Annotated in this window: 13 protein-coding genes; 10 read left to right on the forward strand and 3 right to left on the reverse strand. The window is 39.2% G+C overall.

Annotated elements, in window-relative coordinates; all coding sequences use genetic code 11:
- Positions 1–25: 25 nt before the first annotated feature.
- On the forward strand, positions 26–391 hold the full coding sequence (locus ACK8HY_RS01010; RefSeq protein ID WP_416132414.1) for a hypothetical protein: 366 nt from the start codon (positions 26–28) through the stop codon (positions 389–391).
- 286 nt (positions 392–677) lie between these two features.
- Here the strand turns inward: ACK8HY_RS01010 and ACK8HY_RS01015 are convergent, their stop codons facing one another.
- Both ACK8HY_RS01015 and ACK8HY_RS01020 read right to left on the reverse strand, forming a co-directional pair.
- Complete coding sequence (locus ACK8HY_RS01015; protein WP_416132415.1) at positions 678–1,055, reverse strand: nuclear transport factor 2 family protein; 378 nt, start codon at positions 1,053–1,055, stop codon at positions 678–680.
- A gap of 281 nt (positions 1,056–1,336) precedes the next feature.
- Complete coding sequence (locus ACK8HY_RS01020; protein ID WP_416132416.1) at positions 1,337–2,227, reverse strand: flavin reductase family protein; 891 nt, start codon at positions 2,225–2,227, stop codon at positions 1,337–1,339.
- Positions 2,228–2,520: 293 nt separating this feature from the next.
- Here ACK8HY_RS01020 and ACK8HY_RS01025 point away from each other — a divergent pair, with 293 nt between their 5' ends.
- The gene (locus ACK8HY_RS01025; protein ID WP_416132417.1) at positions 2,521–4,965 is read left to right on the forward strand and encodes a TonB-dependent receptor; all 2,445 of its coding nucleotides are present in this window, start codon (positions 2,521–2,523) and stop codon (positions 4,963–4,965) included.
- Here the strand turns inward: ACK8HY_RS01025 and ACK8HY_RS01030 are convergent.
- Positions 4,962–5,771 carry an AraC family transcriptional regulator gene (locus tag ACK8HY_RS01030; protein ID WP_416132418.1) on the reverse strand — a complete coding sequence of 270 codons (810 nt, stop codon included), beginning with the start codon at positions 5,769–5,771 and terminating at the stop codon, positions 4,962–4,964. The two genes, ACK8HY_RS01025 and ACK8HY_RS01030, sit on opposite strands and share 4 nt — an antisense overlap.
- A gap of 296 nt (positions 5,772–6,067) precedes the next feature.
- Here ACK8HY_RS01030 and ACK8HY_RS01035 point away from each other — a divergent pair, with 296 nt between their 5' ends.
- From ACK8HY_RS01035 to ACK8HY_RS01070, 8 genes are all read left to right on the forward strand, one after another.
- Entirely contained in the window at positions 6,068–6,709 is a 642-nt protein-coding gene (locus ACK8HY_RS01035; protein WP_077436334.1) for a MarR family winged helix-turn-helix transcriptional regulator, read from the forward strand.
- 201 nt (positions 6,710–6,910) lie between these two features.
- Positions 6,911–8,422 (forward strand): phytoene desaturase family protein, encoded by a 1,512-nt coding sequence (locus tag ACK8HY_RS01040; RefSeq protein ID WP_416132960.1) that lies wholly within the window; start codon positions 6,911–6,913, stop codon positions 8,420–8,422.
- A 4-nt stretch (positions 8,423–8,426) separates the two neighbouring features.
- Positions 8,427–9,263 carry a phytoene/squalene synthase family protein gene (locus tag ACK8HY_RS01045; protein WP_077436338.1) on the forward strand — a complete coding sequence of 279 codons (837 nt, stop codon included), beginning with the start codon at positions 8,427–8,429 and terminating at the stop codon, positions 9,261–9,263.
- 20 nt (positions 9,264–9,283) lie between these two features.
- Complete coding sequence (locus ACK8HY_RS01050) at positions 9,284–9,742, forward strand: sterol desaturase family protein (protein ID WP_077436340.1); 459 nt, start codon at positions 9,284–9,286, stop codon at positions 9,740–9,742.
- Complete coding sequence (locus tag ACK8HY_RS01055; RefSeq protein ID WP_416132419.1) at positions 9,739–10,440, forward strand: lycopene cyclase domain-containing protein; 702 nt, start codon at positions 9,739–9,741, stop codon at positions 10,438–10,440. The genes ACK8HY_RS01050 and ACK8HY_RS01055 overlap by 4 nt, the downstream gene beginning before the upstream one ends.
- Positions 10,441–10,518: 78 nt before the next feature.
- Entirely contained in the window at positions 10,519–11,085 is a 567-nt protein-coding gene (locus ACK8HY_RS01060) for an RNA polymerase sigma factor (protein WP_077436344.1), read from the forward strand.
- Positions 11,086–11,170: 85 nt separating this feature from the next.
- Complete coding sequence (locus ACK8HY_RS01065) at positions 11,171–12,208, forward strand: FecR family protein (RefSeq protein WP_077436346.1); 1,038 nt, start codon at positions 11,171–11,173, stop codon at positions 12,206–12,208.
- A gap of 142 nt (positions 12,209–12,350) precedes the next feature.
- The gene (locus ACK8HY_RS01070) at positions 12,351–15,812 is read left to right on the forward strand and encodes a SusC/RagA family TonB-linked outer membrane protein (protein WP_416132420.1); all 3,462 of its coding nucleotides are present in this window, start codon (positions 12,351–12,353) and stop codon (positions 15,810–15,812) included.
- Positions 15,813–15,826 lie beyond the last annotated feature (14 nt).

Below are 15,826 nucleotides of genomic sequence, written 5' to 3' on the forward strand. Positions count from 1 at the left end.
TGTGATCGCTGATGGAAGTCTATGGATGATTTTAAGAACCAATAAAGACAAACAGACCATTATGTTAACTGAAATCAATGCCTATATGCATCTAAAAAAATATATCAGCATCAATGAGTTCGCTGATCTCGATATGAGTATTTTTTATTTTAAGAGAAGACCATTTATCGTTATGGATTTATCCAACGAAAAGATTTATTTTAACGAGAGCGGATTGGAGTGGTTGCGCACAGAAAAACAGGAGGAGCTGCCAGTTCAATGGATCCGAAGTAAGTATCTCCCGACCAAAAACTGGGTAGGTTTTGCTATAGACAGCAAAAAAGATAATTTGATTTTGCAGTTGATTGATGATTATTATTCAGCTACGTACAATATGCTACTTAGGAATTAGTCTCAGTGCCTTTCTTGCACTTGGATTTTGATGTTTCTATATGGAATTTCATAACAACTACGGATAGTTCAATGCATTAAGCCAACCTCCACATTTAAATATTATACAGGACTTTCGAAGTAAATCGTCGAAAGTCCCTCGGACAATTGAAACTTTTCAATATCCAATCGATTCTATCCAAAATGTAATAATTGTGTATTATTCCTAAGTGAGAGCATCGAAGATGCTGTATTATTTCCGGACTTGCTCGGTTATCCACAGGACGCTCCGGCCTGTAAATGTTTTTTTATGCAGGCAATTGCATGAAACTCGCGCCAACAACTTTTAGTGAACCGTCAATATGCTTCCAGACTCTAAAATATCTGAATTTTCCTGCTAATGGTGTTCCCATGACTTTGCCTTTTGCAGTCATCGTAACAACAGAAAGTGCAGTATCTCCAATAATGTTTATATCGTCAATTTGTGTTGAAGCTTCATCTATAATCATGGATTTCGACCGATGTGCATTCAAATCCATTTCTTTCGTTAGCATTTCTCCTGTCGGGGTCACCGCTATGAGATTATCGTATAAGAGCTGGTCAAGTGTATCCACATTGCTTGTCTTTTGGGCAAGGAAAAGCTGATTTTCCGCTTCGGCGACGTCTTCTTTAGTGATTTTGTTCATGTTCTGATTCTATTATGAATAACATTTACTTTAAAAATAATAAATCATTATTGGTTTATGTCAATTTTACAAATTCTTTTTTGAAAGCTAGCCCCAATCAAGACAGTATCTCGCTTTAATATCAAATGATAGCTATTCTTCAGATAATGAATGGTATAGCATAGTGATATTTGTTGAATTATATTGAGGTATTTGGCGGGCTCGCGAAGACGACATTAAACAGTTTTTTTGCGGGTTATCTTTCTTAAATGTCCAATTTAAGAAAGGCAACTACTGGCAAGCTACATCAACAGCACCTTCCATGCATCCATCACGCGGCCATGTTCTAACAGATCCTTTGCTTTTAAATGCAGTTGCGTAATGCGGTTTTCGATTCTTGGATCAAGAAGTTCTTTTATCTCTTCAGTATTACGAAAGGCTTCTATTTCTTCATTGGAGGGTAGCGCATGAACAAGAGCCAATAGTCCTAGATTATTTCCGGTTAATACAGTGGAGTGTCTGACTTCACCAGGAAAAGCATCTATACCGATACCTATTCCAGACTTTTCTGCCGGTTTAGCAATCTTAAATAAATTATCACTCGTCACCCTGCAGTACCAGTCGCCACCCAGACGTGCCACTAGATCTAGTTTATGCGGATCTATTTTGCCATTGTTATCCAAAATAGCTTCATTGATATGCATCCGTTTCACTTCTGCTATAATCAAATTTCCAGCTCCACCGTTTTTTCCCAGTGATATTACGTCATTTACTACACATTCCAATTGAATGCGCGATTCCGCTACCCGAGGTGGTCTTATCGTCTCCGATGCCAATTCAGTAAATCCGCCTTTCGAGAACTCGTTTACTTCTTTTGGATAATCTGCGCTTGTTAAATATGCTTGTTGAACCATCTCATAGCTAATGATATTAATTACACATTCAGGTATTTCCAGGACGTTTTCAAGCGTATGTTTCGTGCTGTTATCCTGTGCCCTGGTTGTAGGCGAAAAAACACATATCGGTGGATTGACACTGACCACATTAAAAAAACTAAATGGACTTAAATTGACTGTTCCGTTTTTATCGATCGTGGATGCAAAACATATCGGTCGTGGCGCAATGGCGGCATGTAGATAACCCTGTATTTCGGATGCTGTTGCCGATGATATATCAATTGTTTTTAAGCTCATTCAATTTTTTATTTATGTGAGTTCGGATTAAGAAAAGTGTAAAGAGTAGGGGGCGGCTTGCCTTCTATCGATGAAATTACAGAAATTTTTGTAAACATTCTTCATTGTTACTTGAATACATGTTGATTATTTAGATTTGATATTCCACTGCTATGGATAACATACTTAACGGATGCAGACCGCAAAAGAATAGACGAATCTATAATGGTCGATTTGAAAATACTGTGGTATAATTTCAACGTAAATATGGGATAGTAATTAACTTTGCTATTTTTGGATAAACTTAGATCCTAGTGAAAAGACTTTTTACCCTACTCTACCTTTTATTAATATTAACAACGCTGCATGCGCAAAAATCTACACTCTTTGGAAGTATAAAGGATTCCATCACAGGTTCGCCGATCTCTTTTGCGAGCGTTGCTATCCTCAATCCGCAGGGTGGTGTTATCGATGGTATGGTTGCAGATTCGGTCGGTAGTTTTCGTTTTTTCGATCTGAAAAAAGGGCGCTATTCTCTTGTGGTTAAATTTATCGGTTATCGCCAAAAAAAGGTTGCCGTGGATTTCGATGGCAGAAGTCAGATCAATCTAGCTGAAATTGCGCTTGTGAGCACGGATCAGCGGTTGAATGAGGTGGCGGTAACCGGAGAGCCCTCGGCGCAGAAACATAGTGGTGACAGGCAGCGTTATCAAGCAAGTCAGTATAGGAATGCGGTCGGTGGTACCGCTTTGGATATTGTGAAAAATCTACCTTCAGCTTCTGTTGATGGAAATGGTAATATTAGTATGCGGGGAAATACAGGCATTATAGTACTTATTAACGGAAAGCCTTCCTTTTTAGACCCTGCGACAATTTTAAGCCAGATTGCAGCGAACGATGTGACGGACGTCGAGTATATTACCAGCCCTTCGGCCCAATATGATCCTGATGGTAAAGGGGGAATTATCAATCTTAGGACAAAAAAAGCTGTATCGAATGGTTTTGCATGGATACTCAATCTTCAGGGAGGATTGCCCAGTATAGATGATTATGGAAATCATAAGAGTCAAAAGCGTTTTGGTGGAGATATTTCTTTCCAGCTCAAAAAAAATAAACTTGAATTGAACGGCTCGGCCAATTATCTGCGTAATGACAATGCAGGATTTCGGGAAGGTGATGTCTATACCATTATTGGAGACCGGCAGACGTTCTTTCCATCCAAAGGCGAAAGGAGTTTCGACAAGTACAATTTTGGGATCAGATTGAACGGTGCTTATGCACTGTCAAAGAAACAGCAGATTAATTTGGGGCTGCTGGCGTCGCGGAAATTTCAAGACCGTCTAGCGGATATCTATTATACAAACCGCACGATCCAGCCTTCGTCAGGCAGGGAGCTTTCAGCAATAAATTATTTTAACTCTAATCTTCAGAATAAGCAAGGGGAATTCTATCTTATCGATTTCAATTATCAATATAAGCTCAGCGAAGCGCATTTATTGCAGGCTGCTGCAATTTATGAATATGCCAATATATATGGATCGACCAAAAATGCGAATATCGAACGAGGGACCGATACTGTTCAATGGACAAATAATAATTATACCAACCCCTTACGTGGACTACGGATTTCGGTCCAACACCAATGGAAATTGCCACAGGGCGAGCTGTTGAGCGGTTACCAATTGAGAAATGACCGGCAGAAAGGCAACTTTGAATATTTCGCCACCGAGAAGCCGGGTGAAGCGATGAAACTTATTCCCGAATTTACAGGAAAGTTAAATGCAAATAATACGGTGCATGCTATTTTTAGCCAATATGATCATAAACTTGAACGAACCCAATTTTCACTTGGGCTTCGTTACGAATATTATCAACGGGATGTCCTTTTGCTCAATACTGGAGTAGAATATCCATACTCGGTTCATCAATTGTATCCTACATTCAATTTGATGCATCAGCTGAGCGAGGACTGGTCCTGGAAGTTCGCTGCTTCCCGGCGGGTTCAACGAAATAATAACTTTGAGCTAAATCCTATACCCGAGCGAGAGCACTCAGAGACCTTGGAACAGGGAGACCCAACCTTATTACCAGAGTTTACAACCAATATCGAGACCGGTGTCGTGAAAAAGTTCAACAAGGGAAGTGTATTTTTTAATAGCTATTACCAACATCTTAAAAACCCGATTCAACGCGTTAATTCAGTATATGCAGATACTATCCTCAATCGGGTATTCACCAATGCAGATTATGCAACTCGATGGGGGAGCGAAATAGGTGGGGAAGGGAAGATCCTCCCTTGGCTAAAAATGAATGGTGGACTGAACCTGTATCGTTATAAAATATCAGGACAGGTATTGACATATGAAGAAACAAATACAAACAGCGATTGGGTCTATTCCCTGAACGCTGGGATTCAGGCCGATTTCGCCAGAGATTGGAGTACGGGTTTACAGGTAAACTACCTCTCTGCAAGGCCTACTGTACAAGGGAAGGATTCCCGCTTTGTAACCCCTCATTTCAATTTGAGTAAGAGCTTTTTGAAAGGCGCGATCAAAGCGCAGCTTCAATGGCAGTTTATCGAACTTGGTAATTGGGGAGTCAATGAGCAGCGTATTACGACATCAGCAACTGACTTTTTTACAACGACCAACTATATTTACGAAAAAAATGTATTGATGCTCAACCTCAATTTTAATATGCACAAGCTAAATCAATCTTCTAAACTACCTAAGAGTGAGTTTGGCGAGAAGGAATTTTAGCCCTGTTGCTTCTTGAATTCAGAAGGGGTGAAGGCTGTATACCGTTTAAAGTATCTGGAAAAATTCGATTTATCGGAAAAACCCAATGAAAAAGCAATTTCAGCGATCGAGTTGTTGGTATAGAAAATAAGTCTTTTCGCTTCTTTTATAATATAGGCAGCCAGTATCTGAGAGGCTGTATTATTAGCGTTTCTCTTGCAGGCTGCACTCAAATTTTGAGGGCTCGTATGTAGCAGATTTGCATAGTAAGCGACATTATTTACGATTTTTGATTCTGTGTTTAACAATTCGATAAATCGGAAATATAGGTCATTGGATATCGAGGAGGATTGCTCCATCTTATCTGTATTTTCGAGTATCTTCGCCAATAATGATCTAAACAATCCCTCCTGACATATTTTGTTTTCTTCTTGAGCCAATAGCTCGAGGAGGACTGGTATTATCCCATTCTCTTGTAAATATATGGTATCTGATTTACTGATCTCATCGATCATCCTGGCGATTTCAAGATCTAAGCTCTGATCTATAAATGATTTTTTGACTAGGAGGACAAATCCCGCTATGGGGACAGCCAATTCCCAATGATGTACAGAATCCTTTCGAATGATCAGAACACATGGCGTTCTGACAGGACTTTCATTACCATCAATTACGTGCTTTCCAGATGTATCCGACAAAAATACAAGCTCAAGGTATCCATTGTGTCGATGCGGTTTGGTTACAGCTTTTGAATTGTCAAATGCCGCGACCTTTAACAATTTCTTTGGCTCGAGTTTATTCTTTATTGCGATTGTTTTGCTGTCCATGTAAGTACTTTAGAGAAGTAAAAATAAAATAAATCCTGGTAATGGACAGACAAACTAATGGTTAGTTAAATTATTTGATTGTAGTAAAGATGGTACATTGAAGTGAATGAAATAGTTCTATGTCAGTGAGCTCTACTGAAGGTGAAGTAAAATACTAACTGCTGTACAGTTGATTCAAGTTTGCATAGGCTAAATAGTAATGTTAATCCTTTTTATTGTTTATTTTTATACTAAATTTATCCTTTTTTAAAATAAATAAAACTTTATATGGTATATTTATGTTCTAATTTAGAAATATGAAGTATGAGCTTTTAAAAGAAGTCATCGGATTGCTGGAGCAGTATGAGCGGGATAACCTGGGCGGTAGCCATAGTGCGGACGTCGATGGATTTAAACGTTGGATAGTAACAAAGGAAACCGGCAGTTGCGTTGAACCTTCCTGGGAAGGCAAGGAGAATGGTCGTAGTGCGGAGAGTGTCATCAGCACTTTAATAGTGCATATGAATAGGTTTGCAAAAAGTTATTCAAAAGCTGCTATTTGGGAATCTGATTTTTCCACACAAGAGGAGTTTATCTATCTTATTACACTACGGTCATTTGGTGAGATGACAAAAATGGAATTGATCAGAAGGAATATTCATGAAAAGCCAGCCGGAATGGCTATTATAAACCGTTTAATCAAACAAGGATGGATCGGTCAACAAGGTTCAAAATCGGATCGGCGAAGTAAGGTGCTTTATATTACCGAAAAAGGCTTATTGGCATTGGATCGGCAGATGGGTAAAATACGGCATGCTACACAGATTGTTTCGGGTGATCTGACCTACAGTGAAAAAATAACACTGATCGGTCTATTGGATAAATTAAGCAAATTTCATCAGGCAATCTATGATAGAAATGTCACACCGGATAAATTGTTGGCGGAAGTTAAATTATAATTGACACAATTGGGTAAAAGAAAACAGCTTTGTGGATTGACTGTATTGGCGAAATCTGATGATCAATTGTGTGGCCATATTTTGAACTTGGCTAGATGTAGCCTAGCCCTAGATGTTCAACCTGATCTGTAAAAATGGATTTCAGCACAATGCCGTAAGGAAAGAGCAGACGGGAAAACGTCAGGATAAATACATCGTAGGATTACTCATATAGAAGTAGCTAAATCAACAAAAATGAAAAAAAAGGTAGCGGTTATTGGTGCAGGTTTTTCGGGGCTTTCAGCGGCGGCCTATCTCGCGCAGGCAGGATATGATGTACATGTTTTTGAAAAACATGCGCAGCCCGGAGGGAGGGCGAGGCAGTTTACCACAACCGAGGGATTTAAATTTGATATGGGGCCTAGTTGGTACTGGATGCCTGACATTATTGAGTCATTTTTCGTGGATTTTGGATGCAGTACAGCCGATTTTTTTGAGCTCGTTTCGCTCAATCCACAATTCGAAATGATATTTAATTCCGAAAGGATCTGTATACCTGAATCCTATCAGGAATTGAAACAATTATTCGAACAGATCGAACCTGGGGCTGGTAAACAATTGGATCGGTTTATGGAATCAGCAAAATTCAAGTATGAAGTTGGTATGCGCGATTTTGTCAATAAACCCTGTCACAATTGGAGTGAATTTCTTTCTCCAAAGATTGCATTTAGCGCTTTTAAGCTAGATTTACTTTCCAATTTCAGATCCTATGTCGCAAAATACTTTAAGGATCAAAGGTTACGGACGCTGATGGAGTTTCCCGTTATATTTTTGGGCGCTTCACCCAAAGATATCCCTGCATTATATAGCCTGATGAACTATGGCGGTTATGCACTGGGTACCTATTATCCGAAAGGAGGATTTTATCAATTGGTGCTGGCTATGCAGCAGGTTGCTGAGAAGCAAGGTGCCACTTTCCATTTCGATAATAATGTGGAGGCATTCAATATTGAAAAGAATAGGATCACTTCACTCCAGATTAATGGCGCCTATCATGCGTTTGATCTTGTGGTCGCATCAGCCGACTATCACCATATCGAAACATTATTAGCTCAGGAACTGCGAAACTACGATGAAGACTATTGGAAGACCAGAACCTTTGCCCCCTCCAGTTTGATATATTACCTAGGTATGAAATCATCCATTCCTAATTTGACACATCATTCACTGTTCTTTGAGCACTCACTGGACGATCATATTGACTGCATCTATGGTGAAAAAAAATGGCCGCAAAATCCCTTGTTTTACGCCTGTTGTCCATCCAAAACAGATCCTCAGGTGGCTCCTTCAGACGGTGAGAACCTTTTCTTGTTGATGCCCCTGGCAACAGGTATTGGAGATGACGAAGAAACACGTGAGGAATATCTGATCCACATGTTAAAACGTCTGGAAAAGCATACCGGTACGCAAAATCTATACGAACAGATTGCATACAAAAGAAGTTACTGCGTGCGCGATTTTATTAGCGATTATAATGCTTATGGAGGAAATGCTTATGGATTAGCAAATACTTTAAAACAAACAGCGGTATTGAAACCCAAGATCAGAAACAATAAAATTCCGAATCTTTTTTATTCGGGGCAACTGACCGTACCTGGTCCCGGGGTACCGCCATCCATTATATCGGGTAAAATTGTTGCCAAAGAAGCCATTGAATTATATCGTAAAACATAAGACCATGAAAAAGCTATTTGATGAACTCGCTTATGAAGTAAGCAAAAAAACAACTGAAAAGTATAGTACAAGTTTTTCGCTCGGTATTTTGGCACTCAAGCCCAGCATTCGGGCCAGTATTTATGCGATCTACGGCTATGTGCGGCTGGCTGATGAAATTGTAGATAGTTTTCACGGCTATGATAGGCAACGGTTATTGGGGCGTCTCTACCTGGAAACCAACAGTGCATTAGAAGAAGGTATCTCATTAAATCCGATCTTGCAGGCCTTTCAGGAAACCGTACATAAATATCATATCGACCTTGCTCTTATTAATCAATTTCTTCATAGCATGGAAATGGACCTCAATAAGATTGAGTACGATTCTGAACGCTATAAAGAATATATCTATGGTTCCGCAGAGGTCGTGGGCTTGATGTGTTTACAGGTGTTTACCGAAGGCAACCGTCAGCGTTATGAAGAGTTAAAGCCCTATGCGATGAAACTCGGTTCAGCTTTTCAAAAAATCAACTTTTTGCGGGACCTTAAAGACGATTATCAGGTACTTGGACGTACTTATTTTCCAAACCTGGATATGACCCGCTTTGATAATACAATGAAACGCCGGATTGAAGATGAAATTCATGACGAATTTAGGGAAGCATTGCTGGGCATCAAAAAGTTACCAGCATCGGCTAAGTTTGGCGTTTATTTAGCGTATAAATATTACCTCTCCCTGTTTGAACAGATCCGGAAGAAATCTTCCAAGGAAATTCTGGAAAATAGGATCAGAATACCCAATATCCAGAAAGCTTATGTCGCATTTAAAAGCTATCTGCGCTATAAAACAGCTTATCTATAACTTGCTCAGCTTTACATGATATGAACTTAATTATTATACTGTTTACATTTATCGCCATGGAAGGCGCTACCTGGCTGATTCATAAATATATTATGCATGGCTTCCTTTGGATCTTGCATAGAGATCACCATGATCATAGCAACGAGGGATTTTTGGAAAAGAACGATTACTTTTTCGTCATTTTTGCCCTACCCACCATTGCGTTGATGTATTTCGGCTCGTTAAGGGATTACAATTATTTGTTTTACATTGGTTTAGGGATTATGCTTTATGGCATGGCCTATTTTTTTGTACATGATATATTTATTCACCAGCGGTTCAAATTACTGAGCAAAACAAATAATCGTTATTTTTTGGCGCTTCGCCGTGCCCACAAACAACATCATAAACATTTGGGCAAGGACGAGGGCGAATGTTTCGGCTTTTTATATGTTCCGATGAAGTATTTTAAAATGTATAATAACAATGACAAAAAATGATGCAATATACTTATTCGCTTATCTTATTTTTTACGGTCATAATCTGTTTTGTCGCATCCTTCGACAAGCGGCTACGATTCGACCGTGAGTTTGTTCCTTTCTTAAAGGCAGCGGCGCTTGTTGCCCTATTTTTTATCGCCTGGGATGTCTGGTTTACCAGTAAGGGGGTATGGTGGTTTGATACACGATATACTTTGGGGCTGCTTGTGGCAGGATTGCCATTGGAAGAGTGGCTGTTCTTTTTCTTCATCCCTTTTTCCTGTATATTTACTTACTTCTGTATCGATAAATTTTTCAGATTACAGTCTCTTTCCGCTTTTAACAATATCGTAGTCTTTGTGAGTATCATCGTATGTGCTGTGGTAGCACTTCGCTATGCGGACAGAATCTATACAGTCCTCACCGCAACGGTGACCATCGTGACACTCGTGCTGTTCCACTTTGTTCTCCGGGTACAATGGATTACGCAGGCCTCTTTAGTCTTTACCTTGCTTATGTTAGGGTTTTTGCCTGTCAATGGTTTACTCACCGGTACAGGATTGGAGTCAGCGATAGTCAACTACAATCCAACTGAATTTATGGGAATCAGGATACTTACGATTCCAGTGGAAGATGCAGTTTATGGATATACACAATTTCTGCTGGTTCTTTACTTTTTTAAAAAATTTCAAAGCAAGCGACACAGGCTCGGGTCGTAATGCGATTTTTAAAATTCTTATATTTTTGCAAAAATTGATATCTTTATTTCTAATAGACCATTTCATAGATTTATATAAATGCAAAAGTTGGATCAAGAACCCTTTTTATGGATTGAATTGCGCTACGCAATTGTATTCAATCGGGACCAGCTGGCATTTAAAACTTTGTTCAAAACATTTTACTCCGATTTATATGAATTTGGCTACGCAATTATTAAGTCGGCCGAACCTGTGGAAGATATTATCTCCGAGATTTTTATGAAATTGTGGTTATTGGAAGATAAGTTAATGGAAATAGAGAATATTAAGACCTATCTTTTTAGGTCTGTGAGAAATAATGCCATAAAATATCTTGAAAGGCAACATGCCCATGTTGATATTTCAGAAATTATTGACTTTAACTATCAATATCCTAGCGTAGAACAAGAATACATTTCTAGTGAAAAACTAAAGATGATTCAGCAGGTTATTGAGGAATTACCTTCCAAATGTAAGATGGCTTTTACTTTAGTAAAGGAATTAGGCTGTACCTATCATGAAACAGCTGCCATTATGGAGATTTCTACAAATACTGTCGACCGACATATACAATTGGCCCTCCGACGTTTGAGAGATTCTATAATTCTAAAAAAAATAAATAACTAGTAATCAGTTTATTGTTTTTTATTTCTGCTTTCCATTGGTGATATTTGTCGGTTCTTGGCTCTTATTTTAAAGACTCAAAATTAAGATGGATCAAGATCAATTTCTAAAATTATTAAATAAAGAGATTCAGGGAACACTGACCGCCGAAGAGAGGTTACTTTTGGAGCGGTTGACCACTGACAATCCTGATAACGGAGTCCTTTATCATTTTATCAGAAATAAGTATCGAACTCAGCCATCTACCAACGAAAAAGCCGATAAGGCATTTGATCAGCTATGGCATAAGCTAGAAGATACAGATGCTTCAGGTCCTGTCCCAAAAAGAGACGCCATTAAGGGTCGCTATCACCTTTATTTACTAGCTGCCAGTCTGATGATTTTCTTTCTTGCAGGCATATGGTGGTATTCATCCCGCGAGAGTAGTATTGAATATAAAATACAATACAGTAGTGGTAAAGGGGAGAAACGTATCCTCAATTTACCCGATGGTAGTACCGTGTGGTTAAACGGAGACAGTAAACTCTATTTGGCAGCAGATTTTAATAAAAAGGAGCGTAGGGTCAAATTAGTGGGGGAGGGATTCTTTGCTGTCGCTAAAAATAAACAACATCCATTTATCGTATCGTATAATGATTCAGAGGTAAAGGTATTGGGTACTAAATTCAATATCAGAGCGTATCAGGATGAGAACAAAACACAAACCTCACTTGTGGAGGGTGCTATTGAACTGAAAAGCAAAAAGAATGGCGAAACCTATCGGATGGTACCTGGAGAGAAGCTCACTATAGCAAGCAACGGAATAGTCCACCCAGCGAAAGACAAGATCGGTAGAATTATGGTAAAACGTACAGCTCTTACCGTACAGACTGGAGAAAAAATGCCCTCCGAAGCGTTATGGATGGAAAACAAACTTGCTTTTGAAGCTGATCCAATGAGTATTGTTGCTTCCAAAATTAGTAAATGGTATAACAGAAATGTCGTAATCGATAATACCGAATTGGAGAAAATCACCTTTACGGGGACAATGGAGAATTACAGCCTGGAGATGGCTTTAAAGACCATTTTGACAGCTAATCCTACGCTACATATCAGAGAAGAAAACGAATCAATTATTTTATATTAACCTTAAAACGATGATGAAAGACTATACCTAAAATTCCAAAAAAGGATACACCTACTGATGTATCCTTCAAGTTCATGAAATAAGAGTGCGAAGTCCCTGAGAAAGATAAAGCACTCTATGGTTCCATAATCAATTTAAAACTATGAAAAAAAATTTACATGGTCAGGTATTTTTTGCACGAAAATCAGGTACCATTAAATATGCATTAATGACAAAATTAACCCTAGCGCTCACTTTTGCATTTACCGTTAAGGTCTTCGGAATAAGTACCAAAGCACAGGAGAAGGTATCACTAAAAATAAAAAATACCGATCTTAAGACCATTTTAAAGACGATTGAAAAGCAGACAAAAGTCAAATTCATCTATTTTGACAATGTAATAGCCAATAAAAGCCTTCCTTATATTTCTGTTGAAAATCAAAACTGGAACAATGCCCTAGTTCCATTGCTGAATAGATTTCAACTCAGGATGGAAAATATGAATGGAAGCACCTATGTGATCACCGTGAATAACAAAGAAGTTCAAGGGCTTGATATTAAGGGAAGGGTGTTAGACCGTCAGGGTTTACCTTTGTCAGGAGTCACGGTGGTTGAAAAGGATAAGGATCGTGGTACAAGTACAAATGATAAAGGCGAGTTTACTTTGAAAGTAAGCAGTCCAAATGCGATTTTACTTGTCAGTAATGTGGGATTTATCAGTCAGGAGATTCCGGTTAGTCAAACCTTTATGAATGTGATCCTACAGGAGGATCTGACTTCCCTAGAAGAAGTCGTCGTTGTTGGTTACGGTACACAGCGAAAGGCAAACCTTACCGGATCCGTTGCCTCCGTTGATATGGAGAAAGTGCTGGGAGATCGACCTGTAAGCAGTAGCTCCCAGGCCTTGCAGGGGGCTTTGCCTGGTTTACAGGTAACATTTGGGGGTGGGCGTCCCGGAACCTCCACCGAACTCAACATTCGTGGAGCCACTTCCATCAATGGCGGCGGCCCGTTGGTATTGGTAGACAACGTCCCTATGAATATGGACGATATCAATCCCAAAGATATCTTAAATCTCACTGTACTGAAAGATGCTGCGGCCTCTTCTATATACGGTGCCAGAGCAGCATTTGGTGTTATCCTAATTACCACAAAAAAAGGATCTCGAAATCAACCGACCAGCATCAATTATTCCAGTAATTTGACTTGGAGCCGGCCATCTACACTTCCCGAGAAGGCGAGCCCCCTCGAGTTTGTACAGGCATTAAAAGACTTCGGCAATACCTCAAATTGGGCAGGACAAAATGTGGATACCTGGCTTGATCTATTAAAAGACTACCAGACGGATCCGGCTAAGTATGCCGATGGAATAGCTGAAGTCAATAATACCAAATATCCTCTTAAAGAATACGATTTGTATAATGAGGTATTCCAGACCGGATTTGAGCACTTGCATAATCTTTCCATCAGAGGTGGTTCGGAAAAAATAGCCTATAGACTTTCTGGTATGTATAGCAATGAAGATGGTATTATGATTACCAAAAAAGATAGCTATAGTAGATATAATTTCAATGCCTATGTGAATGCCGAATTGTTCAAGAACTTTAATGCGAGTGTCAATGTCTTTTATAAAAAAGATAATCGTTTGACTCCCGCCAATATGGGTGAGATGTTTTATCGGGCACTGACCTTCGGTTCATACCTTAATCCCGGGGAAACTACGGATAGCGACGGAAAATCCATTCCTTACGGCACGCCAAACAATTATCTGAAATATGAAGATGCTTCACGCAGGTATGAGGAAAATCTGAGGCTCTTTGGAAAATTGGAATATAATCCTTTACCGGGCTGGAATATTACTGCAGAATATACCTTTAGTAAGAATAATCTAAACAATAAAAATGCACAGAACAGAAATCGGTATATGAATCCGAATAACTTTAATACCGAATACCTGTTCAATCAAGATTTTTATACCCGATCAAATTCCCTAACCGACTATAATGCTTTAAACCTGTATACAAGTTACAGTCGGGCATTGGATGATCATAATCTAAAAATGCTCGTGGGAACAAATTATGAAAAAAGTTATACAGAATCATTTTCAGCAACAAGATATGGAATTTTAAGTCCGGGTTCACCTTCTCTGGGCACAAGTACAGGAACACAAAATACATCCGACAGTTTTAGTCAATATGCTATTTTAGGTTATTTCGGCAGGATTAACTATGATTATAAGAACCGTTATCTATTGGAGTTGAATGGTCGGCTAGACGGTTCCTCCCGATTCCTCAAGGGGAGCAGGTTTGGCTTTTTTCCATCAGTTTCCGCTGGTTGGAATATCACCGAGGAGCATTTTATGGAGGGGCTAAAAAACAGTATTCCATTATTAAAATTCAGGGGATCTTACGGGGAAATCGGTAATCAGGTCGTATTTGATACCAATAAAAATCAAGTTTATTTTCCTGCAATACCTCAAATGGGGGCGGGAAATGCCAATTGGATTGATCCGAATACTGGTATCCGCTATCTGACAATCAATCCGCCTAATTTAATCAGTTCTACTTTTTCCTGGGAGAAAGCGCGTACTTTAAATATTGGAGTTGACATCGCATTGTTCAATAGCAAATTGAACGGAAGTTTTGATTGGTTTAGACGGCAGACCGTAGGGATGCTCTACCAGGGCGCTGACTTACCAGCTGTTCTGGGTGCTCAACCTCCATTCCAGAATATTACGGATCTTGAATCAAAAGGATGGGAGCTGGAACTTTCCTGGAGACACAAGATCAAAGATTTTAAATATTCATTTACATTCAATCTTTCAGATAATAGAGGTTTCATTACCAAAATCAATAATAGTGCTGGGTTGATCGATGGTTTTTACAAAGGAAAAGAACTCGGCGAAATATGGGGATATGTCACAGACCGTTATTATACGATAGATGATTTTCAGGAAAATAGTTTAAATCCCAATTTGCAAAACGGGAAGCTAAAAGAGGGAATTCCGTATTTTAAAGGTGTAGCGCAGAATCCAGGAGATATTAAATATGCTGATTTAAATGCTGACGGTATTATTTTCAGTGGCACGGGTACCGTATCCGATCCTGGCGATATGAAGGTTATAGGCAATAGTAATAGACGGTTTCAGTTTGGTCTGAATAGTAATTTCTCGTATAAGAATATTGACTTGAGCGTATTTATCCAAGGCGTGGGAAAGCGGGATCTATGGTTGAGCAATTTCTTGATGTGGCCGTATAATAACGAATTTGGTACGATCTATAAGAATAATCTGGACTACTGGACTCCAGACAATACGGATGCTACTTACGCAAGGGTATATGCCAACGCAGGCTTAAATACCGCCTCAAATCGAAGAACACAGACCAAATATCTTTCTGATGGCTCGTATCTTCGGGTACGGAACATTACATTGGGATATACTGTTGACAATAAAACCTTACGGAGCAAAGTGATTGACAACATCAAGGTATTTGTTTCGGGTGAGAATTTATTTAAAGCTGATCATATGCCGAGAGGGATGGAAGCCGATGGTGAAAACATAGGGTCGGGAGGTATTTATCCGTTCCTGAAAAAATACAGTTTCGGCGTTAATGTCACGTTTTAAATCTTCAAAAACCG

This window comes from Sphingobacterium sp. NGMCC 1.201703 (genome assembly GCF_047784615.1).
Classification (GTDB): Bacteria; Bacteroidota; Bacteroidia; order Sphingobacteriales; family Sphingobacteriaceae; genus Sphingobacterium.

Bases quoted from the DNA above. Each gene is read 5' to 3' on its own strand.
- ACK8HY_RS01015 (WP_416132415.1), bottom strand. From the start codon at position 1,055: ATGAACAAAATCACTAAAGAAGACGTCGCCGAAGCGGAAAATCAGCTT.
- ACK8HY_RS01060 (WP_077436344.1), top strand. From the start codon at position 10,519: ATGCAAAAGTTGGATCAAGAACCCTTTTTATGGATTGAATTGCGCTAC.
- ACK8HY_RS01045 (WP_077436338.1), top strand. From the start codon at position 8,427: ATGAAAAAGCTATTTGATGAACTCGCTTATGAAGTAAGCAAAAAAACA.
- ACK8HY_RS01055 (WP_416132419.1), top strand. From the start codon at position 9,739: ATGATGCAATATACTTATTCGCTTATCTTATTTTTTACGGTCATAATC.
- ACK8HY_RS01020 (WP_416132416.1), bottom strand. From the start codon at position 2,227: ATGAGCTTAAAAACAATTGATATATCATCGGCAACAGCATCCGAAATA.
- ACK8HY_RS01010 (WP_416132414.1), top strand. From the start codon at position 26: ATGATTTTAAGAACCAATAAAGACAAACAGACCATTATGTTAACTGAA.
- ACK8HY_RS01030 (WP_416132418.1), bottom strand. From the start codon at position 5,771: ATGGACAGCAAAACAATCGCAATAAAGAATAAACTCGAGCCAAAGAAA.
- ACK8HY_RS01050 (WP_077436340.1), top strand. From the start codon at position 9,284: ATGAACTTAATTATTATACTGTTTACATTTATCGCCATGGAAGGCGCT.
- ACK8HY_RS01065 (WP_077436346.1), top strand. From the start codon at position 11,171: ATGGATCAAGATCAATTTCTAAAATTATTAAATAAAGAGATTCAGGGA.
- ACK8HY_RS01035 (WP_077436334.1), top strand. From the start codon at position 6,068: ATGAAGTATGAGCTTTTAAAAGAAGTCATCGGATTGCTGGAGCAGTAT.
- ACK8HY_RS01070 (WP_416132420.1), top strand. From the start codon at position 12,351: ATGAAAAAAAATTTACATGGTCAGGTATTTTTTGCACGAAAATCAGGT.